Here is a 14,116-nt window from a genome sequence, read left to right as displayed (position 1 = left end):
GCCCTGGCCTCCAGGGTTCCTCTCAGCTGCGCCGCCCTACGGGGTGGCGTTCGGCGTCTCCGGCGCCGAACCACAGCCACGGGGGCAACGCCCCCGCTTCGAGAACCAAGGCGCCGCCGTGGTGCCCAGAGAGGTCATGATGTCCAACCCCTGTATCATCTGCGTCGCCATCACCGGCAGCCTGCCCCGCAAGGAGAACAACCCCGCCGTTCCGATCACCATCGAGGAGCAGATCGAGAGCACCCAGGCGGCCTTCGAGGCCGGGGCGACCATCGCCCACTGCCATGTGCGAAACGATGACCAGACCCCCACCTCCGACCCGGAGAAGTTCGGGCGCCTGCTCGAGGGGCTCAACAAGCACTGCCCGGGGATGATCGTGCAGCTCTCCACCGGCGGCCGCTCCGGCGCCGGCGAGGAGCGTGGCGGCATGCTGCCGCTCAAGCCCGACATGGCGAGCCTGTCGGTGGGCTCCAACAACTTCCCCACCCGCGTCTACGAGAACTCTCCCCAGCTGGTCGAGTGGCTGGCCGGCGAGATGCTCAAGTACGACATCAAGCCCGAGATCGAGGCCTTCGACCTGTCGCACATCCATCAGGCGGTCAACCTGTCGAAGCAGGGCAAGCTCAAGGCGCCGCTCTACGTGCAGTTCGTGATGGGCGTGAAGAACGCCATGCCCGCCGACAAGCCGACCTTCGACTTCTACATCGAGACCCTCAAGCGCCTGGCGCCGGATGCCCAGTGGTGCGGTGCCGGTGTCGGCCCCAACCAGCTGATGCTCAACGAGTGGTCCATCGCCGCCGGCGGTCACACCCGTACCGGCCTCGAGGACAACGTGCGTCTCGACCGCGACACCCTGGCGCCCTCCAACGCCGCGTTGGTGGAGCGTGCGGTGGCGCTGTGCGAGAAGTACGAGCGTCCCGTGGCCACCTGGCAGCAGGCCCGCGAGATCCTCGGCCTGCGACAGCCCGCCTGATCCCCTCGCCGCGTCAGCGAAGGGCCATGCCGCCGCCGGCGTCTCGCAGGCGGCGGCGATGTGATGTCGAGAGCCGCAGAGGATGACGATGAACACCACCGTCGACGAACGCACGCCCGACCACGACGAGATCGTGCGGGTGGTGAAGTGCTATGTGGAAGGGTTCCAGGGGCGTCGGGACAAGCTCGAGGAGGCTTTCCACGAGGACGCCTGGATCCTGGCGCTGGACGCCGAGGGCGGCTTTAGCAAGGACCGGGTCAGCGACCGCTTCGAGCGCTGGGCGGCCAGCCACCGCCCGGTGCGCGGGCGGGTGATCCAGGTGACCCAGGCCGGCGAGGTCGCCAGCGTGCTGCTGGGCTTCGACAACACCGAGACCCCGGCGGACTCCTGGGTCGACGTGCTGGCGCTGATCAAGCGCGACGGCCGCTGGCAGATCACCCACAAGAGCGCCGTGCACAGCACGCGCGCCGCCTGGGCCGCCCCGGCCTGAGCGCGGTCGCCTAGTGACGCCGGCGGGCGCCGCCCCCTCGAATTCGCCATCCGGACCCGCTATGGTGAAGCGCAGCCTTACGCCGCCGCCCCGATGCCCGGGGCGGCTTCGCAATCAGGAGAGCGCATGAGCGATCACAACCAGTACGTGCCGCCGAAGGTGTGGAAGTGGGAGCAGCCGAGCGGGGGCGCATTCGCCAGCATCAACCGTCCGGTGGCCGGGCCGACCCACGACAAGGCGCTGCCGGTGGGTGAGCACCCCTTCCAGCTCTACTCCATGGGCACACCCAACGGGGTCAAGGTGACGGTGATGTTCGAGGAGCTGCTGGCGCTGGGTCACCGTGAGGCGGAGTACGACGCCTGGCTGATCCGCATCGGCGACGGCGACCAGTTCGGCAGCGGCTTCGTCGAGGTGAACCCCAACTCCAAGATCCCGGCGCTGATGGATCACACCACCCAGCCGCCGACCCGGGTGTTCGAGTCCGGCGCCATCCTGCTCTACCTGGCGGAGCGCTTCGGCGAGTTCCTGCCGGGCGACCATGCCACCCGCACCGAGACCCTCAACTGGCTGTTCTGGCAGATGGGCAGCGCCCCTTTCCTGGGGGGCGGCTTCGGCCACTTCTACGCCTACGCGCCGGAGAAGCTGGAGTACCCCATCGACCGCTACGCCATGGAGACCAAGCGTCAGCTCGACGTGCTGGACCGTCGCCTGGCCGAGAATCGCTACCTGGCCGGCGACGCCTACACCATCGCCGATATCGCCAACTGGCCCTGGTATGGCCAGCTGGTGCTGGGGCGGCTGTATGACGCCGGCGAGTTCCTGCAGGTGCAGGAGTACACCCACGTGCAGCGCTGGGCCAGGGAGATCGACGCCCGCCCGGCGGTGCAGCGCGGGCGCATGGTCAACCGCACCTTCGGGGAGCCATCGATGCAGCTCCACGAGCGCCACGCCGCCAGCGACTTCGAGACGCAGACCCAGGACAAGGTCGGCACCGACTCGTAGCGCAAGTCGTCGCCACGTGCCCTTCAGGCCAGGCTGACCGCGCCCAGCGCGTCGGTCAGCCGCTCGACCAGCGTCCCGCTATGGCGCCAGTGGTGCCAGTAGAGTGGCACCGCCAGCGCCTGGCCCGGGGCGATGCTGACCAGCTCGCCGCGCGCCAGCGGCCCCGCCACCTGCAACCGCGGGATCATGCCGTAGCCCATGCCGGCCAGGGCCAGCCTGACGAAGCCCTCGGAGGCGGGGCAGAGGTGGTAGGGGAAGGGGCCGTGGTAGCCGCAACCGGCCAGGAAGCGGTGCTGCAGCTGGTCGTGGGGCCCGAAGACGATGGCCGGGGCCTGACGGAAGGCCTCCGCCGAGGGGCCTTCAGGGAAGTGGCGCCGGCGATAGCCGGGGGTGGCCAGCGGCAGGTAGCTCATCTGGCCCAGCGGCAGGGCGCGGGCCCCGGCGATGGGCCGGGGGCTGGCGCACAGGCAGGCGGCCACGTCGCCGTCGCGCAGCCGGCGCAGCCCGACGTCCTGGTCCTCCACCACCAGGTCGAGCACCACGCCCTCCTCCCGACACAGCGCGCCCACGGCCTCGGCCCACCAGGTGGCGAGGCTGTCGGCGTTCACCGCGATGCGCAGTCGCGGCGCCTCGCTCGCCAGGGTGGGCAGCGCCTGGCCCAGGTCGCGCTCCAGCAGCTGCACGCGCCGGGCGTGGTTGAGCAGCCGCCGGCCGACCGGGGTCGGGGCCAGGGCCGGAGCGCGCACCAGCACCGGCTGGCCCAGGCGCACCTCCAGCGAGCGGATGCGCTGGGAGATCGCCGACTGCGACAGCCCCAGCGCCTCGCCGGCTCGCTCGAAGCCGCCGCACTCCACCACCGCCGTCAGTGCCTCCAGCAGCTTGTAGTCCAGCATCACAGGGTCTCCCTTGCGGCCCTGATCTTGTGACATAAGCATAAGCGGAGCTGATGGGGCATTAACAGGATGATTTTTCCGCATGTTAGGGATCGGCTAGGCTGCACCCATCGATGACAGGCGGGAGCAGGACCGATGCTGGAGAGCTATCTGACCGGGCTGGTGGTGTGCGGCGGGATCATCATGGCGATCGGCGCCCAGAACGCCTATGTGCTGGGGGTGGCGATCCGGCGCCAGCACCACTGGTGGTCGGCCGGCCTGTGCATGGCCAGCGACCTGCTGCTGTTCAGCGCGGGCATGCTCGGCGTCAGCGCGCTGCTGCTCAAAGTGCCGCAGGCCATGGAGGCGATGCGCTGGGCCGGGGTGGTGTTTCTCGCCTGGCTGGCCGCCCAGGCGCTGTGGCGCGCGGCCACCGGGCGGCAGGGGCTGGATGGCGACGCGGTCGCGTCGCCGGGGCGTCGCCGGGTGATCCTGGCGACCCTGGCGGTGACCCTGCTCAATCCCCAGGTCTACCTGGATACCCTACTGCTGATTCCGGCGATAGGGGCACAGCAGAGCAGCACCGGTGGCTTCCTGGCCGGGGCGGGGTCGGCATCGATCCTGTGGTTCAGCCTGCTGGCGTGGGGTGGGGCAGCCCTGGCGCCGTGGCTTAAGCAGCCGGCGGCGTGGCGGGTCATCGATGGGGCCATCGGGGGGATGATGGCTTTCATCGCGCTGCAGCTGGCGAGCGGCGCGGGGCTGCCGCCCGCCGTGGCGGGGATCAGTTGATCTGGGTGACCATCACCGGGGCGACGCCCCGGTTGAGAAGGCCCAGCTTCTGGGCGGCGCGCTTGGAGAGGTCGATGATGCGCCCCTTCACGAAGGGGCCGCGGTCGTTGATCACGACCCTCACTTCCTGGCCGGTGTCCGGACGCTTCACCATGACCTCGGTGCCGAAGGGCAGATGGCGATGGGCCGCGGTAAGCTGGTTCTGGTCGAAGGGCGCACCGCTGGCGGTGGTACGACCCTGGAACTTGTCGTGATAGTAGGAGGCGTATCCCTTCTGAGTCTCGGCGCTGGCGGTGGTCACAGTGCCGAGGGTCAGGAGGCCTGCTAGGCAGCAGGTCAGGGTCAGGCGCGATCGGGTTCCCATCGGTGGTACCTCACGGTTCTCGCTGGGGCGATGTGTGCTGGCGGGCGGCAATGCGATGAGGGGCGCTCCCCCGCTGCGTTGCACAAATAATAACCACCACCTCGCGTCGACGCAAGCGATCGCGAAGATGGGCGACGATGGGCGCTAGATCGCGACAATCTTATACACGGGGCGCCGGCAGGGCATCCCATGGGCTCGGGCGTCAGCCGGCGACGGCCAGCCGGCCGGGGGAGATATGGCCGATGGCACCGTAGCGCCAGGGGCGGTTGTGCAGGCCGTGGCCCACCGGCAGGCCGTGGTAGAGCGGGATCCCCAGTGGCGCCAGGGTCTCGAGGAGGATCGCCTCGAGTCGCGCGTCGCCCCAGGGCGGGCAGCCCTCGAAGGTGCCGAGACAGACCGCGGCGGCCCGGTCCAGGGCGCCGCCCTGCACCAGCTGCCACAGGGCGCGCTCCAGGCGGTACCAGGGCTCGCCCACATCCTCCAGGATCACGAGTGCCCCCGGCGGGGCGCTGAAGGCGGCGGGGGTGCCCACCAGGCTGGCCAGGGTGGTGAGGTTGCCACCCGCCAGGGGGCCGGAGAGCAGCGCGGGGGCCTCGCCCCAGGGCGAGAGGGGATAGGTCAGCGCGACGCCCCCCTCGATCAGCGCCAGGGTCTCCTGGTACTGCCGTGCCAGGACCTCCCGCTCGGCCGGCGAGGCGTCGAGCAGGCCGGCGGCGGCCTTGACCACCGGGCCGTGGAGGGCCGGCAGGCCATGGCGGTGCCAGTGGTCGAGCAGCACGGTGACATCGGAGTAGCCCACTAGGGGCTTGGGGTTAGCGGCAAGGCGTGCCCAGTCGATGCCGTCGAGCAGCTGGGCGGCCCCGTAGCCGCCGCGGATCGCCCACACCGCCTGGGTCTCGGGGTCATCACAGGCGGCGTGAAGCTGGGCCAGGCGCCACTCCCGGGAGCCGGCCAGGTAGCGGGTCGGGCACTGCAGCGGCTTCGGGCAACGCACCGTGACGCCGAGCGACGCCAGTCCCTGGATACCGCGCGCCACGGCGTCGTCGTCGGTGACGGAGGAGGGCGCGATCAGGCTGATGGCGAGCGACATGACGGTATCCGGTGGCGGAGCGGGCCTCGAGGATGCCATGCCTGTGGCCGCCGTGCACCCCGGCCGCCCGCTGGAAACAAAAACACCCCGAGCAGGCCCGGGGTGTAGAAGGAGCGGGAGCCCTCAGTGTCGCGGGGCGTCCTCCTCCTCGAAGAGTTCCGCCTTGGCATCGCGCATCACGTCCTCGCAGGCCGCCTGGTGGGCGAGCTGGGTGAGCAGGCTCTGGGTCACGGCGAAGCCCTTGCCCAAGCAGGTATCCACCTCGTCGCGACTCACCGCCGGCGTGACGTCGCAATCGATCTTGAGGGTCCGGCCGCCGCCATCGAGCCGGTCGGCGAACTCGCGCAGCTGCCAGGCGATCCGCTCCTTCCAGCTGGCCGATTCATCCGCGCCTTCGTTTACGCTAAACGTGCACCGCCATTCAGGTTTGTAGACCTTCATGTGAACCTCCGTGCTGGCTTGGATTGACTGATCGATCGTGTATTCTGCTCCTTGGTCGTGCGGTACTGCCGCCTCCAGCATACTCGATTGCCGCCGCCGCTGCAGGCGACGTTAGTCGTCACTTACCCCCCCCTTCCCCTACCCATACACCGTCAGGAGGGCGCCATGGCCAGCATCTTCACCCGCATCATGCAGGGCGAGATCCCGGGACACTTCGTGCATGACGATGACCAGTGCGTGGTCATCATGACCATCCAGCCGATGAAGCCCGGCCATGTGCTGGTGATCCCCCGCGAGGAGGTCGACCACTGGGACGACCTGCCCGAGCCGCTCTACCAGCACCTGATGGCGGTCTCGCGGCGCATGGCGAAGGCGATCAAGCGGGCCTTTCCCTGCCAGCGGGTGGGCATGCTGATCGTCGGCCTGGAGGTGCCCCATGTGCATGTCCACCTGACGCCGCTCGACGCGATGAGCGACATCCAGGTGGAGAACCTGCCCATGGCCGATTCGGCCGACCTGGCGGCGGCCGCCGAGACGCTGCGCGCCGCCCTGGACTGACGCGCGGATCCGGGGTCTGCGGGCAGGGACCACCCTGTCTCATGCGGCGTGGGTCACGCGGTTGCGGCCTTGCGCCTTGGCCCGGTAGAGGGCGGCATCGGCACGCTCCAGCGCCTGCTGGGGCGTCTCCCGTTCGCCGAGGCGAGCCACGCCGATGCTGGTGGTGACCGGCACCCGCTGGTGGTCATGGTCGGGGAAGTGGTGGGCTTCCACCGCCAGGCGGATGCGCTCGGCCACGCGGCCGCCGCGTGCCACGTCGGCATCCACCAGCAGCACCACGAACTCCTCGCCGCCGTAGCGCGCCACGCAGTCCTCGGCGCGGGTCTGGTCGCTGACGACCCGGGCGAACTCCGCCAGCACCAGGTCGCCCACGGAGTGGCCATGGGTATCGTTGATGCGCTTGAAGTGGTCGATATCCATCATCAGCACGCTGCAGGCGGGGGCGGCCTCTCCCTGCTGCCGGCGCCAGGCCTGCAGCTTCTCCAGGTGCAGGGTCAGCGCGCCGCGGTTGAATAGCCCGGTGAGCGGGTCATGGGTGGCCTGGCGGTAGACCCGCATCAGCAGGCTGAGCTGGAAGTGGTTGGCCGCCAGCGAGACCGCCAGCAGGCTGGCCAGCAGCCACAGGCCCTCGAGCCCCGCCGGGGTCAGCCAGCTGCCGTCGACCCGCTGGGCGAAGGCCAGCAGCCACAGCAGCGCCACTCCCGCCGCCAGCGATTCGACCAGGGTGAAGGGGAAGACGCTCAGGGCAGCCACCAGCAGGAAGGGGATGAAGGCGTAGCCTGCCAGCCGCGCCACGTCGCCATCGGGCACGATACCCAGCACCAGGGCGTAGAAGGCCGCCGGCAGCGCCAGCAGCAGGCCGGCGCTCACGCGGATGCGCCCGATCCGCTCGCGGCTCTGCCTGGCCAGCAGCAGCACGCCGGCCAGCCCCGCCAGCAGCAGGCCGCGCCCGCTCAGGGTGATTCCCCACAGGTCGCGCGGCAGCATTACGATATCCACCAGCGCCCACAACGGGGTGAGCAGCAGGAACAGCAGGCCCACCGCCAGCACGCGATTGCGCAGGTAGTGGGCGTGGGAGTAGGCAAAGTCCAGGGAGTGGTGGCGATTGCTGAAGGTGTCGCGCAGCGAGCTGAGGCCGGCGCGCAGTTCCCCGCCGGCGCGGAGGGTGGCGAAGGGGAGCGACGGGGCGGGGTGGCGTCGCCTTCCGGGAGCGGAAGCGGCGTTGTCGTCCGTGGAGCGCTGGCGGCGGGGTGTCGGCATGGGCACGGCAACTTTTCTGGCCCCAGCGTGGGGCGATGAATGGGGCGTGGCGGCCATCATAGCAGAGGCGCCATCGCTGGCCCGGCCGGGGCACTGCCCAACGCTTTCTGCTATCCTGCCGACCTGCCATCAGCCCGCCTTGCCGGGCCATGCCGTCCGGCCCTCGTCGCTCCCCGTCATGACCCCGACGCGCCCGTCGTCACCGGCGCCCTTTCTTGCCTGCAGGATCTCCCCTTGTCCGATACCTCACCCGACGCCGCCTTCGCCACGCTGCCGCTGGCGACTTCGCTGCTCGATAACCTCGACTCCCTGGGCTTCACCGCCATGACGCCGATCCAGGCCGAGAGCCTGCCGCCGATCCTGGCCGGCCGCGACGTGATCGCCCGGGCCAGGACCGGCTCCGGCAAGACCGCGGCCTTCGGCCTGGGGCTGCTCTCGCGGCTCGACCTGGCCAGCTTCCGGGTGCAGGGACTGGTGCTCTGCCCGACCCGGGAGCTGGCCGACCAGGTGGCCAGCGAGCTGCGCCGGCTGGCGCGGACCCTGCCCAACGTCAAGGTGCTGACCCTGTGCGGCGGCGCCCCCTTCGGCCCCCAGCTCGCCTCCCTGGCCCACGGCGCGCACCTGGTGGTGGGCACCCCGGGTCGCATCGAGGAGCACCTGCGTAAGGGCTCGCTCGTCCTGGATGGGCTTGCGACCCTGGTGCTGGACGAGGCCGACCGCATGCTCGACATGGGCTTCCAGGCGAGCCTCGAGGCGATCGTCGCCGAGACCCCGGCTCACCGCCAGACGCTGCTGTTCAGCGCCACCTTCTCCGATGCCGTGCGCCCGCTGGCCGCGGCGCTGATGCGCGACCCGGTCGGCGTGGAGGTGGCCGAGAGCCACGACGCCGGCAGCATCCACGAGCGGGTCTACCGGGTCGCCGACGGCGACCAGGCGCGCCTGGAGGCGCTCAGCCGGCTGCTGCTGCACCTCCGCCCGGCGTCTAGCGTGGTGTTCTGCAACACCAAGCGCGAGACCGACGAGGTGGCCCAGGCGCTCGACGCGGCGGGCTTCAGCGCCCTGGCGCTGCACGGCGACCTGGAACAGGCCGACCGCGACCGGCTGCTGGTGCTCTTCGCCAACCGCAGCGCCTCCATCCTGGTGGCCACCGACGTGGCCGCCCGCGGGCTCGATATCGCCGAGCTCGATGCGGTGTTCAACTACCACATCGCCCGGGAGCTCGAGGTGCATGTGCACCGCGTCGGGCGCACCGGCCGGGCCGGCAGCGCGGGGGTCGCCTGCACCCTGGTCGGCGAGGGCGAGGCGTACCGGCTGGCGCGTCTCACCGAGTTTCTCGGCGAGCCCCTGGAGGAGGCCGCGTTGCCGCCGCGCGCGGTGCTCGCCGGCGACCCCCTGGTGCCGCTCATGGCGACCCTGCAGCTGGGCGCCGGCAAGAAGCAGAAGGTACGCCCCGGCGATATCCTCGGCGCCCTGACCGGCGAGGCGGGTCTGGCCGGCGACCAGGTGGGCAAGATCAAGGTGCTGGCCAACAGCGCCTACGTGGCCGTGCGACGCGAGGTGGCCGACCGGGCCCTGGCGCGCCTGCGTGACGGCCGGATCAAGGGACGCCGCGTGCGCGTCCGGCGGGTCAGCCGATGACAGGCATCGGCCAACTTAGGGAGCAACGATGAAGATACCCAGGCGCCTGCAGCCGCTGGCCGCCGACGGGCCGGTGATCATCGATCTGCCCCAGGCGGTGGATGCCGCCGGCAACAACGGCGCCGAGTGGATGTTCGAGCGCGACGTGGACAACATGCGCCGCTACTTCGGGCGCTTCGCCCCGGAGCTTTTGGCCACCGACTACGGCAAGGAGATCTGGGCGCTCTATGAGGCCGGTGAGCTGCACCCGGAGAGCCGCCTCACCGGGCGCTTCGTGCACGATACCACCCCCGTCGATGTCGACGAGCTGATGACGGTGATCGACGATGTGCGCGACGAGGAGGCCCGGCGCCAGGCGGCCCTCGATCGCAGCGACGAACCCGGTGTGGAGGAGGCCGCCGAGGCGTGGCAGGAGTCCCAGAAGGGACGCTGAGCGAGGCGTGCGCTGCCGTTGCCAACCGATGCTCCCTGCCAAGCCTGCTGCTCTCGACTAGCCTGACAGGATGGGAGCGGGCTCTGGATAGCCCGCATGGCGTATCCGGCGGCACCTGCCGCCCTGCATGCCATCGGGGATGGCAGAGGAGAGCATCATGAACCCACGGATCCTTGCCCTGGCGCTGGGCCTGGCCGGCAGTGCTTTGCTGGCGGCCCCGGCCATGGCCGAGATGGAACGTGTCGCGGCCCCGGAGGGGGCCGAGGTCTATTTCCTTTCACCCGAGCAGGGCGCGACCCTCTCTGGCCCGGTGACCGTGCGCATGGGCCTCAGGGGGATGGGCGTGGCCCCCGCCGGCACCCAGGCCGAGGGCACCGGCCACCACCATCTGCTGGTGGACACGCCGCTGGACGCGGTGGATCTCGACCAGCCGCTGCCGGCCAACGACGGCATGCGCCATTTCGGCGGCGGCCAGACCGAGACCACGCTGGAGCTGGCGCCGGGCGAGCATGACCTGCAGCTGTTGTTCATGGACCACCGGCACCTGAGCTTCGACCCGCCGGTGACCTCGGAGGTCATCACCATCACCGTGGAGTAGCGTGTTCGAGGCGGCTCCGCCGCCTCACTCCTCGGGCAGTTCGGCGTTGTGGAAGACGTTCTGGACGTCGTCGCAGTCGTTGAGGGCGTCGACCAGCTTCTCGAACAGCGCCACATCGTCGCCGGCAAGCGCGGTGGTGGTCTGGGGCACGAACTGGATCTCGTCGACCTCGAACTCCAGCTCGCCGAAGGCGTCGAGCAGTGCCTGCTTGGCCTTGGCGTACTCGGTATGGGGGGCGAAGACGGTGATCCGACCCTCCTCGTTCTCGATGTCGGTGACGTCGACATCGGCCTCCATCAGCGCCTCGAGCACCGCCTCCTCGTCGTCGCCCGGGAAGGCCAGGATGGCGCAGTGGTCGAACATGTGGCTGACGCTGCCCGGGGTGCCCAGCTTGCTCTTGGCGCGGTTGAAGCAGGTGCGCACCTCGCCGAAGGTGCGGTTGGGGTTGTCGGTGAGGCAGTCGACGATGACCATGCAGCTGCCCGGGCCGAAGCCCTCGTAGCGGGCCGGGGAGTAGTCCTCGCCGCCCACGCCGCTGGCCTTGTCCAGCGCCTTGTCGATCACGTGGCTGGGCACCTGGTCCTTCTTGGCGCGCTCGATCAGCCCGCGCAGCGCCAGGTTGCCGTTGGGGTCGGTGCCGCCCTGCTTGGCGACCACGTAGATCTCGCGGCCGTACTTGCTGTAGACCTTGGTCTTGGCGGCGGCCGTCTTGGCCATGGATTCCTTGCGGTTCTGGAAGGCCCTGCCCATGTCATCATCCTGTCGAGTTCAACACGAGGCTGGATTCTACGAGACCGCGGGGGGCGCGAACAGGGCCAATCGCCGCCGTGCATGACGCCCGTCACGACTACACTGCCGGAGTCGGCCCATCACCGCGGAGATCGCCATGGACCACCACGCCTACCGCCACGCCCTCGCGGCCCGCCTCCAGGGCAGCGAGCTGCCCTTCCCGCCCGAGGAGTTCGCGGCCCGCCTGGCCCGGGTGCGCACCGCCATGGCCACGGCGAGCCTCGATGCCCTGCTGCTCACTGACCCGGCGGACATCTTCTACCTGACTGGCTACCACACCTTCGAGGTTTCGGTGCATACCGCCCTGGTGGTCACGGCCGAACGGCGGGTGCTGCAGGTGCCCTCCATCGAGACCGGCCCGGCGGTGGTCACCGCCACGGTGGACGAGATCCTCGGCTACCGCTGGGAGGGCATCGACGAGGTGATCGCGCCGCTGGCCGAGACCCTGGCGGGGCGGAGCGCCATCGGCCTGGACCTCTATGGCGCGGGGCTGCGCCTCGGGGTGATCCGTGAGCTGCAGGCGCGGCTCGGCGCCGAGCGCTTCCGCGACGACGGCGGGGCCCTGGTGGATGCTATCCGCCTGGTCAAGACGCCGGCGGAGCTCGACTGCCTCGCCGAGAGCGCGCGCATCACCGCGGCCGGCCTCGCCGCCGCCGAGGCGGTCATCGCCCCCGGGGTCACCGACAACGATGTTGCCGCCGAGGGGGCCCGGGCCCTGCTCGCCGACGGTGGCGAGTTCATGAGCCTGCAGCCCATCGTTACCAGCGGGCGGCGCATCAGCATCATCCACGTCAACCACAAGCGTCGCGTCATCGAACCGGGCGACCCGGTGTTCCTGGAGTTCGGCAGCGCCTACCAGCGCTACACCGCGCCGATGATGCGCACCGCCGTGGCCGGGCGGGCCACGGCCCAGATGCAGGCGGTGCGTGATGTGTGTCGCGGGCTCTTCGAGGCGCTCGTCGCCGAGATGCGCCCGGGGCGCACCTTCGACGACGCCGCCCGTGCCGCCGAGGCGGTGCTGGCGCCCCACGCCGAGGCGCTGTTCTTCTCGGGGGTGTTCGGCTACGCTGTGGGCGCGCAGTTCCCGCCCAGCTGGGTGGAGGGCACCGGCTACATCGCCCGGGGCCAGGCCCGCGAGTTCGCCGAGGACATGGTCTTCCACCTGCCGCTCTGCCTGCGCCGCCCGGGGGAGTGGGGCGTGGGGCTCAGCGACACCGTGCGGGTCACCGCCGATGGCGCCGTGCCCCTCACCGACAACGACTGGCGGCTCAACGAGCGCGGGGCTTGATCTCGGCGGGCATCGCCCGCACCCCTGTGTCAGGCTATTCCGGATATCCATCGATTCCAGCCACAAGGAGCGGACATGAAGGTCGTGACCCTGACGAGCCCGGGCGGGCTCGACAACCTGCAGCTGAACGAACAGCAGGCGCCGGGGGAGCCGGGCCCCGGCGAGATCCGCGTGCGCCTGCACGCCAGCTCGCTGAACTTCCATGACTACGCCGTGGTGGCGGGGATGATCCCGGTGGACGACGGGCGCATCCCCATGTCCGACGGTGCCGGCGTGGTCGAGGCGGTGGGCGAGGGCGTCACCGAGTTCGCCGAGGGCGACCGGGTCGTCTCCACCTTCTTCCCGCCCTGGCTGGAGGGGCCGGCGCGGCTGGGCAACTTCGCCACCACCCCGGGCGATGGCGTCGATGGCTACGCCCGCGAGCAGGTGGTAGCGAAGGCCGGCGCCTTCACCCGCCAGCCGGCGGGCTGGTCCCACGCCGAGTCGGCCACTCTGACCACCGCCGGGCTCACCGCCTGGCGTGCCCTGGTGGTGGACGGCGGCCTCAAGGCCGGCGACACGGTGCTGGTGCTGGGCACCGGCGGCGTCTCCATCTTCGCCCTGCAGTTCGCACGGCTGATGGGGGCGCGGGTGATCGCCACCTCCTCCTCGAACGCGAAGCTCGAGCGGCTGCGCGAGCTGGGCGCCGAGCATGTCATCAACTACCGCGAGGATCCGGAGTGGGGCAGGACGGTGAAGGCCCTGACCGGCGGCGAGGGGGTCGACCAGGTAATCGAGGTGGGCGGCCCCGGCACCCTGCCGCAGTCCATCGAGGCGGTGCGCGTCGGCGGCCATATCGCCCTGATCGGCGTGCTCACCGGCCGTGAGGGGGAGATTCCCACCGCCAAGCTGATGGCCAAGCAGGCCAGCCTGAAGGGGCTGATCGTCGGCAGTCGCCGCCACCAGCTGGAGATGATCCGCGCCCTGGAGGCCAGCGACCTGCGCCCGGTGATCGACCGCGAGTTCCCGCTGGAGGCGATCGCCGACGCCTTCCGCCACCAGGAGGCCGGCCGCCACTTCGGCAAGATCTGCCTCACCTGGTAGCGCGCCCCGGCTCGAGGACCGACGACGCCCGCCCGGCCCCGCCGTGGCGGGCGTCGTCGTCTCGGCATTGCGGCCCCTCGCCTCAGGCCAGCCAGGCCACCGCCAGGCCGATGGCCAGGGAGGCGAGCATCGGTATCCCCACCCGCCAGGCGGTGCGCCGGGTGCCGAAGGCGCCGGCCAGCCCCGCCTTGACCAGGTTGTTGGTGGCCGCGGCGAGGATGATGCCGACCACCGCCGTCTCCCCGGCGATGACGTCCCGCGACATCCGCGTCAGCGAGAGGGTGATGGCGTCGACGTCGGCGATCCCCGAGGTGGTGGCCAGCAGGTAGATGCCGGCTTCCCCCAGCCAGCCGCGCAGCCACTCCCCCAGCAGCATGATCGCTGCCAGCAGGGCGCCGAAGAACAGCGCGGTGCGCAGCTCCAGCGGGTTCTGCCCCGCCACTGGCTG

The 14,116-nt window shown here is 70.6% G+C and carries 16 protein-coding genes and 1 pseudogene; 10 read left to right on the top strand and 7 right to left on the bottom strand.

Features of this window, described 5'->3' with window-relative positions:
- Positions 1-139: 139 nt before the first annotated feature.
- The 3 genes from Q673_RS20080 (at position 140) to yghU (ending at position 2,465) form a co-directional block, all read left to right on the top strand.
- Positions 140-973: a 3-keto-5-aminohexanoate cleavage protein gene (locus tag Q673_RS20080; RefSeq protein WP_023004409.1), complete on the top strand. Its 834-nt coding sequence runs from the start codon at positions 140-142 to the stop codon at positions 971-973.
- Between the two features lie 88 nt (positions 974-1,061).
- Positions 1,062-1,463: a nuclear transport factor 2 family protein gene (locus tag Q673_RS20075; protein ID WP_023004408.1), complete on the top strand. Its 402-nt coding sequence runs from the start codon at positions 1,062-1,064 to the stop codon at positions 1,461-1,463.
- 126 nt (positions 1,464-1,589) lie between these two features.
- Positions 1,590-2,465 carry a glutathione-dependent disulfide-bond oxidoreductase gene (gene yghU, locus Q673_RS20070; RefSeq protein WP_023004407.1) on the top strand — a complete coding sequence of 292 codons (876 nt, stop codon included), beginning with the start codon at positions 1,590-1,592 and terminating at the stop codon, positions 2,463-2,465.
- A 23-nt stretch (positions 2,466-2,488) separates the two neighbouring features.
- On the opposite strand, the gene Q673_RS20065 is transcribed toward yghU, so the two are convergent.
- Positions 2,489-3,358, bottom strand: coding sequence for a LysR family transcriptional regulator ArgP (locus Q673_RS20065; RefSeq protein WP_023004406.1), 870 nt, complete (start codon positions 3,356-3,358; stop codon positions 2,489-2,491).
- 135 nt (positions 3,359-3,493) lie between these two features.
- On the opposite strand from Q673_RS20065, the gene Q673_RS20060 reads away from it, so the two are divergent.
- Complete coding sequence (locus Q673_RS20060; protein WP_023004405.1) at positions 3,494-4,126, top strand: LysE/ArgO family amino acid transporter; 633 nt, start codon at positions 3,494-3,496, stop codon at positions 4,124-4,126.
- Here Q673_RS20060 and Q673_RS20055 read toward each other — a convergent pair.
- From Q673_RS20055 to Q673_RS20045, 3 genes are all read right to left on the bottom strand, one after another.
- Entirely contained in the window at positions 4,119-4,490 is a 372-nt protein-coding gene (locus tag Q673_RS20055; protein ID WP_023004404.1) for a septal ring lytic transglycosylase RlpA family protein, read from the bottom strand. The two genes, Q673_RS20060 and Q673_RS20055, sit on opposite strands and share 8 nt — an antisense overlap.
- A 202-nt stretch (positions 4,491-4,692) precedes the next feature.
- Complete coding sequence (locus Q673_RS20050; protein ID WP_023004403.1) at positions 4,693-5,580, bottom strand: LD-carboxypeptidase; 888 nt, start codon at positions 5,578-5,580, stop codon at positions 4,693-4,695.
- 123 nt (positions 5,581-5,703) lie between these two features.
- Entirely contained in the window at positions 5,704-6,021 is a 318-nt protein-coding gene (locus tag Q673_RS20045; RefSeq protein WP_023004402.1) for a hypothetical protein, read from the bottom strand.
- 165 nt (positions 6,022-6,186) lie between these two features.
- Here Q673_RS20045 and Q673_RS20040 point away from each other — a divergent pair, with 165 nt between their 5' ends.
- Complete coding sequence (locus Q673_RS20040; RefSeq protein ID WP_023004401.1) at positions 6,187-6,579, top strand: HIT family protein; 393 nt, start codon at positions 6,187-6,189, stop codon at positions 6,577-6,579.
- 39 nt (positions 6,580-6,618) lie between these two features.
- Here the strand turns inward: Q673_RS20040 and Q673_RS20035 are convergent, their stop codons facing one another.
- A complete protein-coding gene (locus Q673_RS20035; protein WP_023004400.1) occupies positions 6,619-7,839 on the bottom strand; it encodes a GGDEF domain-containing protein in 1,221 nt (406 codons plus the stop codon).
- A gap of 234 nt (positions 7,840-8,073) precedes the next feature.
- Between Q673_RS20035 and dbpA the strand changes: the two genes are divergently transcribed.
- From dbpA to Q673_RS20020, 3 genes and pseudogenes are all read left to right on the top strand, one after another.
- A complete protein-coding gene (gene dbpA / locus Q673_RS20030; RefSeq protein ID WP_023004399.1) occupies positions 8,074-9,477 on the top strand; it encodes an ATP-dependent RNA helicase DbpA in 1,404 nt (467 codons plus the stop codon).
- Positions 9,478-9,538: 61 nt separating this feature from the next.
- Positions 9,539-9,910 (top strand): annotated as a pseudogene (locus Q673_RS20025) (RIO1 family regulatory kinase/ATPase domain-containing protein); the annotation flags it as partial.
- Positions 9,911-10,067: 157 nt separating this feature from the next.
- Complete coding sequence (locus tag Q673_RS20020; RefSeq protein WP_023004397.1) at positions 10,068-10,508, top strand: DUF4399 domain-containing protein; 441 nt, start codon at positions 10,068-10,070, stop codon at positions 10,506-10,508.
- 24 nt (positions 10,509-10,532) lie between these two features.
- Here the strand turns inward: Q673_RS20020 and Q673_RS20015 are convergent, their stop codons facing one another.
- Positions 10,533-11,258, bottom strand: a complete 726-nt coding sequence (locus tag Q673_RS20015) for a YebC/PmpR family DNA-binding transcriptional regulator (RefSeq protein WP_023004396.1) — start codon at positions 11,256-11,258, stop codon at positions 10,533-10,535.
- Between the two features lie 136 nt (positions 11,259-11,394).
- Here Q673_RS20015 and Q673_RS20010 point away from each other — a divergent pair, with 136 nt between their 5' ends.
- Together Q673_RS20010 and Q673_RS20005 are read left to right on the top strand one after the other, a co-directional pair.
- Positions 11,395-12,585 carry a M24 family metallopeptidase gene (locus tag Q673_RS20010; RefSeq protein WP_023004395.1) on the top strand — a complete coding sequence of 397 codons (1,191 nt, stop codon included), beginning with the start codon at positions 11,395-11,397 and terminating at the stop codon, positions 12,583-12,585.
- Between the two features lie 75 nt (positions 12,586-12,660).
- A complete protein-coding gene (locus Q673_RS20005) occupies positions 12,661-13,668 on the top strand; it encodes a zinc-dependent alcohol dehydrogenase family protein (RefSeq protein WP_023004394.1) in 1,008 nt (335 codons plus the stop codon).
- An 82-nt stretch (positions 13,669-13,750) separates the two neighbouring features.
- Here the strand turns inward: Q673_RS20005 and Q673_RS0117870 are convergent.
- Positions 13,751-14,116: DUF4010 domain-containing protein (locus Q673_RS0117870; RefSeq protein ID WP_031217489.1), on the bottom strand; the 366-nt coding region annotated here is incomplete at its 5' end.

The sequence above is a fragment of the Halomonas sp. PBN3 genome, assembly GCF_000475415.1.
Lineage (GTDB): Bacteria > Pseudomonadota > Gammaproteobacteria > Pseudomonadales > Halomonadaceae > Halomonas > Halomonas shengliensis.
This window is presented reverse-complemented; position numbering and strand designations above follow the sequence as displayed.